This is a genomic window from Blastococcus sp. SYSU DS0552, assembly GCF_054050815.1.
On the sequence record NZ_JBJHAB010000007.1, the window covers coordinates 18,384 to 31,138 of the forward strand.

General features: G+C 75.3%; 12 protein-coding genes. 7 read left to right on the top strand and 5 right to left on the bottom strand.

Annotated elements, in window-relative coordinates; translation table 11 throughout:
• Positions 1–89 precede the first annotated feature (89 nt).
• Together pruA and ACI8AG_RS08680 are read right to left on the bottom strand one after the other, a co-directional pair.
• Entirely contained in the window at positions 90–1,715 is a 1,626-nt protein-coding gene (pruA, locus tag ACI8AG_RS08675; protein ID WP_456587516.1) for an L-glutamate gamma-semialdehyde dehydrogenase, read from the bottom strand.
• A gap of 43 nt (positions 1,716–1,758) precedes the next feature.
• Positions 1,759–2,688, bottom strand: coding sequence for a proline dehydrogenase family protein (locus ACI8AG_RS08680; RefSeq protein WP_456596719.1), 930 nt, complete (start codon positions 2,686–2,688; stop codon positions 1,759–1,761).
• Positions 2,689–2,819: 131 nt separating this feature from the next.
• Between ACI8AG_RS08680 and ACI8AG_RS08685 the strand changes: the two genes are divergently transcribed.
• The 3 genes from ACI8AG_RS08685 to ACI8AG_RS08695 are packed head-to-tail and all read left to right on the top strand — an operon-like array spanning position 2,820 to position 6,977.
• Positions 2,820–3,950 (top strand): PucR family transcriptional regulator, encoded by a 1,131-nt coding sequence (locus ACI8AG_RS08685; protein ID WP_456596720.1) that lies wholly within the window; start codon positions 2,820–2,822, stop codon positions 3,948–3,950.
• Positions 3,951–3,978: 28 nt separating this feature from the next.
• Positions 3,979–4,614 (top strand): biliverdin-producing heme oxygenase, encoded by a 636-nt coding sequence (locus tag ACI8AG_RS08690; RefSeq protein ID WP_456596721.1) that lies wholly within the window; start codon positions 3,979–3,981, stop codon positions 4,612–4,614.
• Positions 4,611–6,977 carry a SpoIIE family protein phosphatase gene (locus ACI8AG_RS08695; RefSeq protein WP_456596722.1) on the top strand — a complete coding sequence of 789 codons (2,367 nt, stop codon included), beginning with the start codon at positions 4,611–4,613 and terminating at the stop codon, positions 6,975–6,977. The genes ACI8AG_RS08690 and ACI8AG_RS08695 overlap by 4 nt, the downstream gene beginning before the upstream one ends.
• 9 nt (positions 6,978–6,986) lie before the next feature.
• Here the strand turns inward: ACI8AG_RS08695 and ACI8AG_RS08700 are convergent, their stop codons facing one another.
• The 3 genes from ACI8AG_RS08700 to idi form a co-directional block, all read right to left on the bottom strand.
• Entirely contained in the window at positions 6,987–7,250 is a 264-nt protein-coding gene (locus tag ACI8AG_RS08700) for a hypothetical protein (protein WP_456596723.1), read from the bottom strand.
• Between the two features lie 21 nt (positions 7,251–7,271).
• Positions 7,272–8,045, bottom strand: a complete 774-nt coding sequence (locus ACI8AG_RS08705) for an SDR family NAD(P)-dependent oxidoreductase (protein ID WP_456596724.1) — start codon at positions 8,043–8,045, stop codon at positions 7,272–7,274.
• Positions 8,046–8,158: 113 nt separating this feature from the next.
• Positions 8,159–8,698: an isopentenyl-diphosphate Delta-isomerase gene (gene idi, locus ACI8AG_RS08710; protein ID WP_456596725.1), complete on the bottom strand. Its 540-nt coding sequence runs from the start codon at positions 8,696–8,698 to the stop codon at positions 8,159–8,161.
• A gap of 84 nt (positions 8,699–8,782) precedes the next feature.
• On the opposite strand from idi, the gene ACI8AG_RS08715 reads away from it, so the two are divergent.
• The 4 genes from ACI8AG_RS08715 (at position 8,783) to ACI8AG_RS08730 (ending at position 12,599) form a co-directional block, all read left to right on the top strand.
• A complete protein-coding gene (locus ACI8AG_RS08715) occupies positions 8,783–9,610 on the top strand; it encodes an alpha/beta fold hydrolase (protein ID WP_456596726.1) in 828 nt (275 codons plus the stop codon).
• Between the two features lie 129 nt (positions 9,611–9,739).
• Positions 9,740–9,976: a hypothetical protein gene (locus tag ACI8AG_RS08720; protein ID WP_456587507.1), complete on the top strand. Its 237-nt coding sequence runs from the start codon at positions 9,740–9,742 to the stop codon at positions 9,974–9,976.
• A 91-nt stretch (positions 9,977–10,067) separates the two neighbouring features.
• Positions 10,068–11,432, top strand: a complete 1,365-nt coding sequence (locus ACI8AG_RS08725; RefSeq protein WP_456596727.1) for an MFS transporter — start codon at positions 10,068–10,070, stop codon at positions 11,430–11,432.
• Positions 11,433–11,480: 48 nt separating this feature from the next.
• Positions 11,481–12,599 carry an NAD-dependent epimerase/dehydratase family protein gene (locus ACI8AG_RS08730; protein WP_456596728.1) on the top strand — a complete coding sequence of 373 codons (1,119 nt, stop codon included), beginning with the start codon at positions 11,481–11,483 and terminating at the stop codon, positions 12,597–12,599.
• Positions 12,600–12,755 lie beyond the last annotated feature (156 nt).

Sequence of the window (12,755 nt, forward strand, 5' to 3'; positions counted from 1 at the left end):
TGTCCTGGCTCACCGTATGGGGTCCTGGCTCACGGTCGACGCTGAGCCAGGACCCCTGACGATCAGGTCACCTGATCAACATGCACGGGTCAGCCCATGTACGGGTAGCGGTGGTCGGTCGGGGGCGCGAACGTCTCCTTGATCGACCGGCTGCTGGTCCAGCGCATGAGGTTCTGCTTGGCACCCGCCTTGTCGTTGGTGCCCGACGCCCGCCCCCCGCCGAAGGGCTGCTGCCCGACGACGGCGCCGGTGGGCTTGTCGTTGACGTAGAAGTTGCCCGCCGCGTGCCGCAGGAACTTCTGCGCGTGCGCGATCGCCACCCGGTCCTGCGCGATGACCGCACCGGTGAGCGCGTAGGGCGCGACCGACTCCATCTGGGTCAGCACGGCGTCGTAGTCGGCGTCGTCGTAGACGTGCACCGCCAGCACCGGCCCGAAGTACTCGGTGGTGAACACCTCGTGGCCCGGGTCGGTGCCCTCGATGATCGTCGGCCGGACGAAGAAGCCCTCGGCGTCGTCGGCGGTGCCCCCGGCCACGATCGACAGCGCCGGGTCGTCGTCCACCCGGTCCAGCACGCCGGAGAGCTTCGAGAACGACTTCCGGTCGATGACCGCGCCCATGAAGTTCGAGAAGTCGGTGACGTCGCCCATCGGCAGCGATTCGGTGGTGGCCACGAGGTCGTCCTTCAGCCGCGCCCACACCGAGCGGGGCACGTAGGCCCGGGACGCCGCCGAGCACTTCTGCCCCTGGTACTCGAACGCGCCGCGGACCAGCGCGGTGCGCAGCACGTCGACGTCGGCCGACGGGTGGGCGACGACGAAGTCCTTGCCCCCGGTCTCCCCCACGATCCGCGGGTAGCCGCGGTAGCCCGCGATGTTCTCCCCGACCGTGCGCCACAGGTGCTGGAACACCGGCGTCGACCCGGTGAAGTGGATGCCGGCGAGGTCGCGGTCGGCCAGGGCGACCTCGGAGACGGCGACCCCGTCGCCGGGCAGCATGTTGATCACACCCGGCGGGAGGCCGGCCTCCTCCAGCAGGCGCATGAGGAAGTGCGCGGCGAACTGCTGCGTGGGCGCGGGCTTCCACACCACGGTGCTGCCCATGAGCGCGGGCGCCGTCGGCAGGTTCCCGGCGATCGCGGTGAAGTTGAACGGCGTGATCGCGTAGACGAAGCCCTCGAGCGGGCGGTGGTCGGTGCGGTTCCAGACGCCGGGTGAGGACTTCGGCTGCTCGGCGAGGATCTCGCGGGCGAAGTGCACGTTGAAGCGCCAGAAGTCGATGAGCTCGCAGGCGCTGTCGATCTCGGCCTGCTGCGCCGTCTTGCTCTGACCCAGCATCGTGGCGGCGTTCAGCGTCTGCCGCCACGGCCCGGCCAGCAGGTCGGCGGCGCGCAGGAAGACCGCCGCGCGGTCGTCGAAGGAGAGGTCCTGCCAGGCCGGCGCGGCCTCCTTGGCGCAGCGGATCGCGTCCTGCGCGTCGGCGTGCGTGCTGTGCGCGGACGTGCCCAGCACGGCGGCGTGCCGGTGCGGCTGCACGACGTCGAACCGGTTGCCGCCCGCCATGCGCTGCCGGCCGCCGATGGTGCCGGTGAGCTCCACCGGGGCGCTCGCCAGCTCGGCGAGGCGCCGTTGCAGCTCGTCGCGCTCGGGCGTGCCGGGGGCGTAGGTGAGCACTGGCTCGTTGTGCGGAGGGGGGACCTGGGTGACGGCGTCCATGGGGACCTCTCGGGGTTCTGGAGCGGGTGGCCGGCGAACGGGTTCAGGAGCGGGTGGCCAGCGAACGGAGGAAGAAGGCCACGTTGGCGGGGCGCTCGGCCAGCCGGCGCATGAAGTAGCCGTACCAGTCGGCGCCGTAGGGGACGTAGGCGCGGACGCGGGTGCCGGCGGCGGCCAGCCGGCGCTGCTCGTCGGGGCGGATGCCGTAGAGCATCTGCACCTCCCAGGAGTCCGCCGACCGCGAGTGCTGCGCGGCCAGCTCGTGCGCCAGCGCGACCATGGCGGGGTCGTGCGACCCGACCATCGGGTACCCCGGGCCGGCCATGAGGATCTCCAGGCAGCGCGCGTAGGCGGCGTCGACGTCCTTCTTCTTCTGGTGCGCGACGGCGGGCGGCTCGTCGTAGGCGCCCTTGACCAGGCGCACCCGCGAGCCGGTGACGGCCAGCGCCTTGGCGTCGTCCTCGGTGCGGAAGAGCATCGCCTGCAGCGCGACGCCCGTGCCGGGGTGCTCCTTGCGCAGCTCGGCGAGGACGGCGAGCGTCGAGTCGACGGTCCGGGAGTCCTCCATGTCGAGGGTCACGGTCGTGCCGATCGCGGTGGCCGCCGCCACCACGGGCCGCACCAGGTCCACGGCGGTCTCGTGCCCGTCGGGCAGCGCCTGGCCGAACGCCGAGAGCTTCACCGTCACCTCGGCGCCGTCGCCCAGGCCCAGGGCGGCCAGCCCGTCGAGGGCGGCCAGGTAGGCGTCGCGGGAGCGCTCGGCCTCGGCGCGGGTGGTGACGTCCTCGCCGAGGTGGTCGAGGGTGACCGCGATCCCGTCGGCGGTCAGCGCGCGGACGGCGGCGAGGGCGTCGTCCAGCGACTCCCCGGCGACGAAGCGGTCGACCACCCGGCGGGTGGTCGGCGTGCCGGTGACCGCCCGCCGCAGGGCGGGTCGTCGGGAGGCGGCCAGCAGGGCCTTGGAGAGCAGCACGGGACCTCCCGGGAGCGGACGACGCCAGCACCCCGAACGCTAGGCACGCGGCCTCCTCAGGACCAGGGACAGATGTCCGGACTTCCCCGGTCTGCTCTCATACAGCTGTACGACGACGAGGAGGGACGGCGGTGCGGGACGAGCTGCAGGAGCTGGTCGACGACGTGTCCCGGGTGCTCGGCGCCCCCGCCACCCTGGAGGACGCCGCCTTCACGCTGCTGGCCTTCTGCGCGCACGACGACAGCGGTGCCGAGCCCATGGACGCCGTCCGCACCCGGTCGATCCTCACCCGCGGCTCCGCGCCCGAGACCCGGCGCTGGTTCGAGGACTTCGGCATCGCGTCGGCGACCCGCCCGATGCGGACGCCGGCCGATCCCGCCGCCGGCGTCCTCACCCGGCTGGTGATCCCCGTCCGCCACGAGGGCCGTACCCGGGGGTACCTCTGGCTCCTGGACGACGGCCGGATCGACCCCGGGGATCTCGCCGATCCGGCGCTGCGCCGGGCCCTGGACCTGGCCGCGGCGGCGGGGCGCGTGCTGGCCGGCCGCCCGGCCGACGATCTGGGGCCGGAGCTCGCCGACGCGCTGACCGGCCGCCCGGCGGCCCGGGCGCAGGCCGCCCAGCGGCTCGGCGACCGGCTGACCGGCGAGGGCGCCCAGGTGCTGGTCGCCCTCACCTCCGCCGACGGCGGCCCGTTGCCGGAGCGGCGGTTGCCGGCGGCCGGTGCGGTGGCGACGGTCCTCGACGACGGCGTCGCCGTCCTGGTGCCCCTGCCCACGCCCACGGACCTCCGGCCGGCCGGCGCGCTCGCCGCCGCGACGCTGGCCACCCTGCCGGTGGGCAGCACGGCGGGCGTCTCGTCGGCCCGCCGCGGCGCCGACGACCTGCCCGGCCAGTGGGGTGAGGCCCGCGCCGCGGCACGGGTCGCCGCCGTCGTCGACCGGTTCTTCCCGGTCGCCCACTGGGGCGAGCTCGGCGGGTGGCGGCCGGTCACTGCACTACCGGGCCCCGATCCGCTGCTGGCGCCGCTGCTCGCCGACCCGGTGCTGACCACGACGGCCGAGACCTTCCTGGACTGCGCCGGCAGCGCCTCCCGGACGGCGGAGTCGCTGCACATCCACCGGCAGACGCTGTACTACCGGCTGGGCCGGATCGCGGCGCTGACCGGTCTCGACCTCGCCGACGGCGATGCCCGGCTGCTGCTGCACGCCGGGCTGCGCGCGGCCCGGCTGTCCGGCGGCCCGCGGCCGGCCCGCTCGTGACGGCCGCCGGTCGCCTAGGCTCGGGGCGATGGCTGCGGGAGAGATGGTTGCGCCGGTGGACCCCCGCGGCGGGCACGACGACGTGCTGCGCGCGCTGCGCACCGGCACGGCGGAGGAGCACCAGCTCCTCGAGGACACCCTGGAGCTGCTGGACCCGGAGCTCGACCGGGAGCGGCTGGCGCACGTCCTCGGCCTGATGCACGGCTTCTGGGCGGCGGCCGAGCGGGGCCTCGACACCTGGGCCACGCAGCACCCCGCGGACGCCGCGACCGTGGACTGGGCCCGCCGCCGCCGGGCCGATCTCTTCGCCGCGGACCTCGCGGCGCTGGGCGTGCCGGTTCCCGCCGGGGCGCCGGAGCTGCCGGCCGTCCCGGGCACCGACGAGGCCCTGGGCCGGCTCTACGTGCTCGAGGGCTCGACCCTCGGCGGCACGTTCATCGACCGACACCTCGCGGCGCTCCCCCGCCTGGCCGGCGTCCGCATCCGCGCCTTCTCCCCCTACGGCGAGGACACGGGGGCGATGTGGGCCGCCTACCGCCGGGTCACGCGGGCGCACGTGGACGCGGGCGGCGACGCCGACTGGGTCGTCGCCGCAGCGCGCGAGACGTTCCGCGTGCTCGCCGCGTGGTGCCGCCCCGCTGCCCGACAGCAGGCCCGGGGGTGACCGACGTCGAGCGCGGGGCCGGGTTGCTGGCCCCGGGCGACCCGGTCGACCTCACCAACTGCGAGCGCGAGCCGATCCACATCCCGGGCAGCATCCAGCCGCGGGGGGTGCTGATCGCCGTCCGGGACCCCGACTGGATCGTGCAGCAGGTGTCGGAGAACCTGGCCGACCTCACGGGCGTGGACTGGCGGCGCGCGCTGGGCCGGCCGCTGGCCGAGGTCATCGGCGCGGCACCGGCCGCCGCGGTGATCCGCTCCGCGAGCGCCTTCGGCGACCTGCGCGAGCGCAACCCGGTCGAGGTCACCCTCGACGTCGGCGGCGAGCCGCTGCCCGTGGACGCCCTCCTGCACCGGACGGTGATCGACCCCGGGCCGGTCCGCGCCGTGGACGCCGGGCCCGACGCCACCCCCGGGGAGTCGGCGCCGGTCACCACCCTCGTCGTCGAGCTGGAGCCGGCCCGCGGACCGCGGCCGTTCTCCTTCCCGAACACCTACCAGGCCGTGCGCGGCACGGTCGGCGAGCTCAACCGGGCCGCGACGCTGCAGGAGCTCTACGACATCACCGCCCGGGCGGTGCGGGCGCTGACCGGCTTCGACCGGGTGATGGTCTACCGGTACGACGCCGACTACAACGGCGAGGTGGTGGCCGAGGCCAAGACCCCCGAGCTCAACTCCTTCCTCGGGCTGCACTACCCGGCCAGCGACATCCCCGCCCAGGCGCGGGCGCTGTACGAGAAGAACTGGATCCGGCTGATCTCCGACGTCGGGTACGCCCCCGCCCCCCTCCGTCCGACCGTCCACCCGGTCACCGGCCGGCCGCTGGACCTCACGTTCTCCACCCTGCGCAGCGTCTCGCCGATCCACGTCGAGTACCTGGGCAACATGGGCGTCCACGCCTCGATGTCCATCTCCCTGCTGCGCGGCGACCGGCTGTGGGGGCTCATCGCCTGCCACCACTACAGCGGACCGCACGCCCCGCCCTACGCCACCCGCGCCGCCGCGGAGTTCCTCGGCTCCACCCTCTCGCTGCGGCTGACCGACCGGGCGCAGGAGGACGAGTTCGACCGCGCCCTGCGGGTGCGCTCCACCCTGGCCTGGCTGACCGCCGCCGCCATGGACGAGGAGCGCCCGCTCACCGAGACGGTGCTGGGCTCCCCCAGCCTGCTGGACCTGCTGGCCGCCGACGGGGTCGTGGTGAACCTGCAGGGCGCCCGGGGCACCGCCGGCGCCGGGCTGCGGCCCGGGCTGGCCGACGCCATCGCCGGGTGGGCCGCCGCCCGCGGCGAGGACGTCGTCGCCACCGACGCGCTGGCCGCCGCCGCGCCGGGCCTCGGCCCGGTCGGCCCGGCCTGCGGCGTGCTCGTGATCCCGCTACCGGAGGGCCAGTACGTGCTCTGGTTCCGCGGCGAGGCGGTGCGGCACATCGACTGGGGCGGCGATCCCCGCAACAAGGCGATCGCCGAACGCGAGGGCGCGGAGGTCCGGCTCAGCCCGCGCAAGTCCTTCGAGCGCTGGCGGGAGACCGTCCGCGGCCGCTCCGAGTCGTGGACGCCGCAGGAGCAGGGCGAGGCCGCCGAACTGCGCACCCACCTGCTGGAGGCGCTGTACGCGCGGTCGCGCCGCATCGTGCGCGCCGCGGAGACGCTGCAGCGCAGCCTGCTCTCCGACCCGCCCGAGCCCGACCACCTGGCGGTGGCCGTGCGGTACGTGCCGGCCGCGCGGGAGGCACAGGTCGGCGGCGACTGGTACGACGTCTTCCAGCAGCCCGACGGCTCGACGGTGCTCGTCATCGGCGACGTCGTGGGCCACGACACCGAGGCCGCGGCGACGATGTCCCAGCTGCGCGGCCTGCTGCGTGGCATCGCCTACGACAGCGCGGCCGGTCCCGCCGAGGTGCTGTCCCGGCTGGACGCGGCGATCGAGGGGCTGGACCTGGGCGCCCTGGCCACGGTGCTCGTGGGGCGGCTCGACCGGCCGGCGGGCTCGGCCGACGACCGCACCCGGTTGCGCTGGGCCAGCGCCGGGCACCTCCCGCCGCTGCTGGTCGCACCCGACGGCACGCAGCAGCTGCTGGTGCCCGACCGACCCGGCCTGCTCCTCGGCGTGGACCCCTCCGCCGTCCGCGCGGAGCACCAGACGGTGGTCCCCCCCGGCGCCACGCTGCTGCTCTACACCGACGGGCTGGTCGAGCGCCGCGACCAGGTCTTCGACGACGGCGTCGAGCTGCTCGGCCGCGCGCTCGCCGAGTTGCGCCACCTACCGGTGACCGAGATGTGCGACGCGCTCATCGACCGGCTGCTGCCCGAGGGCGGGGAGGACGACGTCGCGCTCGTCGCCGCCCGGCTCCGGCCCCCACCGGGCTGAGCCGGCCGCTCAGCTCCCGCCCGGGGCGGTGAAACGGGGCGTCAGCCCGTCGTCGGGTGGGCCGCCGTCCGACGGCAGCGGGCGCTCGTCCTCGGCCGCGCGGACGACGGCGACGGGGTCCTCGGGGGCGGCGGTGCGGCTCTGCTCCAGCGCGGCCAGCAGGCGCTCCTCGTCGGGTGCCAGGTCACCGGGGCCCAGCCGCCCGCCGGGGCTGCCCGCGTCGGAGCCCGACGCCATCGCGGTGTCCGGCGTGGGGTCGTCCGGGGCGTTCATGCGGCAGTTCCTCATGGTCGGTCAGCGCGGGAAGTTCGGTTCGAGCCGGGGCACGATCTGCATCTCGGGGACGAACGCCGCCGGGTGCAGGAGCAGCAGGGTGCAGATGGCCTCGGCGACCGCCGACGGCGGCATCATCAGGTGCCCGGGGATCCCCCACTGCTCCATCATCGGGGTGTCCATCGCGGCGGGGATGACGCTCTGCACCCGGCACGGGAACGGCCGCTCGGTGCCGTCGTCCAGCCGCACGGCCTTCTCCCGCAGCTCCCGCTGGATGCAGCGGATCGCGTTGAGGAACCCCGCCTTGGAGCCGTTGTAGGCGATCGCCCCGCTGCCCGAGGTGATCGCCGAGAGCGACACCACGTGCACGACGTCGGCGGTGCGCCCCTCCGGCAGGTGCTGCACCCGCTTCGTGAACTCGCTGGTCAGGAAGATCGGGCCCTCGCAGTTGACCGCCTGCACCCGCTGGTAGTCGGCGAGGTCGATGTCGGTGATGTAGCCCGGCCGGTCGATGCCGGCCACGTTGACCAGGACGTCGAACGCGTCGCCGTGCCGGTCGAACAGGTCGGCGACGACGGCCCGCCGGCTCTCGTCCTGGGTGACGTCCAGGGGGACGACCTCCGCCGAGCCGCCCGCGGCGACCACCCGCGACCGCGTCTCCTCGCTGCCCGACGCGTCGATGTCGGCGACCACCACGTGCGCGCCGCTCTCGGCCAGCGCCAGCGCCGTGGCCCGGCCGAGCCCGCTGGCCCCGCCGGTCACCAGTGCGACCCGGCCCTTCAACGACGCCTCCACGGCAGCTCCTCGGTCGTCGGTGCGCGTCCGTCGCCGACAGCCTCGCCGACAACCGCCGGCAGCGCAGGTCGGGGCCGGCAGGGGTGACCGACCGCGCCTTTCCGGGGCCGCGGTCAGATGCGGTGGAGGCCCGCTTCCTCGATGAGCCTCGCCTGCTCACGGCACCACGGGGACCACGCGTCGCCCTCGGTCTCCTGCCGCCGGCGGAACGCAGCCCAGTCCAGCAGCGCCCACTCGGCCACCTCGCTGGGCTCCGGCGCCGGGGACCCGGTGAAGCGCCCGACGTAGACCGGGCAGATCTCGTTCTCGACGACGCCGCGGAACTCCGCCCGGTACCGGTAGCCCGGGAGGGCGGGGCGGACGTCGGCGACGGACAGGCCCAGCTCGAAGCCGGCGCGTCGGGCGATCGCATCCCCGTCGTCCTCACCGGGCCCCGGGTGACCGCAGACGGTGTTGGTCCACATGCCCGGGAACGTCGCCTTGTCCTCGGCCCGGCGGGTGATCAGCAGCCGGCCGTCGTCGGCGAAGAGGTAGGCGGAGAACGCGCGGTGCAGCGGCGTCTCGCCGTGGTGCACCTGTGGCTTGGGCATCGTGCCGATCGCCAGACCCTCCTCGTCCACCAGCACGATCATCTCGACAGGAGTGGCGGTCACCGGCCCATGGTCCCCGATCGACCGGGGGCGCGCCCGCTCCGCTCCCCCGGTGCGCGAGGGCGGGCTTCGGGGCACAGTCGGGGTGTGGACAGCTTCGACCGGAACGGCCTGACCTTCGACGTCCGGGACGCCGGACCGACCGACGGCGACCCCGTCGTCCTCCTGCACGGCTTCCCGCAGGACTCCACCGCCTGGGACCGGGTGGCACCGGCGCTGCACCAGCACGGCCTGCGCACCCTGGCGCCCGACCAGCGCGGGTACTCGCCCCGGGCGCGGCCGCGCGGGCGGGCGGACTACCGGCTGCGCGAGACGGCAGGGGACGTCCTCGCCCTGCTCGATGCCGCCGGCCTGGAGTCCGCGCACGTGGTGGGCCACGACTGGGGCGGCATCGTCGGCTGGGCGCTGGGTGCCTGGCACCCCGACCGGGTGCGCACGCTGACCGCGCTCTCCGTACCGCACCCCGCCGCGATGGCCCGCGCCGTGGTGACCAGCGACCAGGCGCTGCGCTCCTACTACGTGGGGGTGTTCCAGCTGCCCGTGCTGCCCGAGCGGCTGCTGCTCGCCGGCGACGGCGCCGCGCTGCGGAGAATGCTGCGGCACGGCGGCCTCCCCGAGGACGCCGTCGACCGGTACGCGCAGCGGATGCGCGAACCGGGTGCGCTGACCGCGGCCCTGAACTGGTACCGGGCCCTGCCGTGGAGCGGGCGCGACCCGGTCGGGACGGTGCGGGTGCCGACGCTGCACGTGTGGAGCACCGGGGACGCGTTCCTCGGCCGCGCCGCGACCGAGGACACCGCCCGCTTCGTCGAGGCGCCGTACCGGCTCGAGGTCCTCGACGACGTGACGCACTGGATCCCGGAGCTCGCCGCGGAGCGGACCGCCGAGCTGGTCACCGCCCACGTGCGCGGCTGAGCGCTGCGCCGCCCCCGCGCCACCGTCCGGATCGGCGGCCCGAAAGTCGGCATGGGGCTGTTCGGCGCCCCGGCTGCGGGGTAGCCCCGGAGCGTCCGGTAACCGACACCGAGGGAAGGGGACGACCTGATGACCACGTCGACCACGGAAACCGGTCGCGTCACGGGCACCGCCGACAAGGACTACAACCTGATCTGGTTCACCGAGGCCAGCCTCAGCAACGCGCTGCGCCTCGAGGCCTACATCCAGGACGCCGAGCGCGCCGGGGACCAGGAGCTCGCGGAGTTCTTCCGCAAGGCGCAGAACGAGAGCCGCAAGGGTGGCGAGCAGGGGAAGGCCCTGCTCAAGGCACGCCTGAGCAGCTGAGCGATCCGACGACCGTCCTGATCCGGGGCGGGGCCCGCACCTGCGGCGCCCCGCCCCGGTTCGCGTGCACGCCGGGGTAGTTTCCTCCGCGATGACCGCCGAACCGAGGACCACCGCCACCCGGGCCGAGCGCCTCGACCGGCTGCCCGTCACCCGTGAGCACGGCCGGCTGGTGGTCGGCTCGGGCATCGGGTGGGCGCTGGACGCCATGGACGTCGGCCTGATCTCGTTCGTGATGACCGCGCTCGTCGCGCAGTGGGGGTTGTCGAACAGCGAGGTCTCGTGGATCGGGTCGATCGGCTTCGTGGGCATGGCGCTGGGCGCCACGCTCGGCGGTCTGCTGGCCGACCGGTTCGGCCGCCGCCAGGTGTTCGCCCTGACCCTGCTCGTCTTCGGGGTGGCCACGGGCGCCGCGGCGCTGTCGTGGTCGGTCGGTGCGCTGCTGGTCTTCCGGTTCCTCATCGGCCTGGGGCTGGGCGCGGAGCTGCCGGTCGCCTCCACCCTGGTCAGCGAGTTCGCCCCGGCGCGGGTGCGCGGCCGGGTGGTCGTGCTGCTGGAGGCGTTCTGGGCGGTGGGCTGGACGCTGGCCGCGCTCATCGGCTACTTCGTCGTCCCCGTCGGCGACGACGGCTGGCGCTGGGCGCTCGCGATCGGGGCCGTGCCCGCCCTCTACGCCGTCGTCGTCCGCCGCGGGCTGCCCGAGTCGGTGCGCTTCCTCGAGCTGCGCGGTCGCACCGACGAGGCCGAGGCGACGGTGCGCCGGTTCGAGCGCGCCGCGGACGTCGCGCCGGTCGCGTCGCCGCCCCCCGCACCGCCGGCCACCCCGCCGGGTGTCGGTGCCCTCTGGGCGGCCGGCACCGCCCGCCGGACGGCCGCGCTCTGGATCGTCTGGTTCAGCATCAACTTCGCCTACTACGGCGCCTTCATCTGGCTGCCGACGCTGCTGTTCAACGAGGGCTTCTCCCTGGTGAGGTCCTTCCAGTACACGCTGATCATCACGATCGCCCAGTTGCCCGGGTACGCCCTGGCGGCCTACCTGATCGAGAAGTGGGGGCGCCGCCCGACGCTGGCCACCTTCCTCCTGGGCTCCGCGCTGGGCGCCGGGCTGTTCGCGGCCGCCGACGGCGACACCGCGGTGCTCGTGACCGGGATGGTGCTGTCGTTCTTCAACCTCGGCGCCTGGGGTGCCCTCTACGCGGTGACACCGGAGATCTACCCGACCGCGCTGCGGGCGACCGGCGCCGGCGCCGCCGCGGGCTTCGGCCGGCTGGCCTCCATCGCCGCGCCCCTGTGCGTGCCGCTGCTGGTCGACGCCGGGGGCACGGGGCTGGTGTTCGCCACCTTCGCCGTCTTCTTCGTGGTGGCCGCGATCGCGGCGTGGGCACTGCCCGAGCTACGGGGCCGGTCACTCGACGACGACGCCACCTCGCCCGACCCCGCCCGCTCGACCGGCTGATCGCGGGGCGCGCCGGTTGGCGCGGGGGCGGACGGGTAGCCGCAGGACATGCCGAACCTCTCCCCCGGCCAGCTCTCCGGCCGCACCATCGCCGTCACCGGAGCCAGCGGCAACGTCGGCACCGCCCTCCTGCGTCGGCTCACCGACCCGAGGGCCGGCGTGGCCGAGGTCCGCGGGCTGGCCCGGCGCCGGCCGCCGGCGACGCCCCCGTACGACGGCGTCCGCTGGCACTCCGCCGACCTGGGGGAGGCCGCGAGCGAGGCGCAGATCGCCGAGTTCGTCGAGGGAGCCGACGCGGTGGTGCACCTGGCCTGGGCGCTGCAGCCGGGCCGGCAGCCCGATCGCCTGCGCGAGGTGAACGTGGCGGGCACCCGGCGGGTGGCCCGCGCGGCGGCGGCCGCCGGGGTCGGCCAGTTCGTGCACATGAGCTCGATCGGCGCCTACGCCGCCGGCGCGCGCGGGCAGCGGGTGACGGAGGACTGGCCGACGACCGGCATCCCGAGCGCGCAGTACAGCCGCGACAAGTCCGAGGCCGAGCGGGTGGTCCGCGAGGTGTTCACCCGGCACCCGGACACCACGCTGACCGTCGTCCGCCCCACCTTCGTCCTGCAGCCGGAGGCCAGCAGCGAGATCGGCCGCTACTTCTTGGGGCCCCTGCTGTTCGGGGCCGCGCGCATGCTGCCCGGCGCGGTCGCCCGGCTGCTCCCGCTCCCCCTGCCCGCGCTGGCCCTCTCGTTCGTGCACGCCGACGACGTCGCCGACGCCCTCGAGCGGATGCTCGACCGCCGTGCCCCCGGCCCGTTCAACCTGGCGGCCGAGCCGCTGATGGACGCCGACGCGCTGGCCCGCGCCCTCGGCTCGGTGCGGATCCCCACCCCGGCGTTCGCGGTGCGCGCCGGGCTGCACGCGGCGTTCACCGCGCACGTGGTGCCCACCGAGCCCGGCTGGGTGGACATCGGCACGCAGGCGCCCGCGCTGAACACCGCCCGGGCGCGCAAGCTGCTCGACTGGGCCCCGTTCCACGCCGGCGACGACGTGCTGCGGCAGTTCGTGGCCGCGCTCGGCACCGGTGTGGGAGCCCCCGGGCCGTTGCTGCGCCCGGCGGGCGGCCCGGAGCTGGACCCGGCCGGTGACCCGGCCAACGCGCCCGGGCCGCGCGCGAACTGACGCAGCCGGGGAGGCACCGCAGCCGGCCCGCTCGCGGGTCGCCGCGCCGCGGAGGTCGCCCGCGGTCGGGTTCCCGGCTACCTCGACTTGAGCGCCGGCCGCGAAGGTGCTAGGAGAACGACCAGGAGCGCAGCTGCCTGTGGTGCGCCGCTCCTC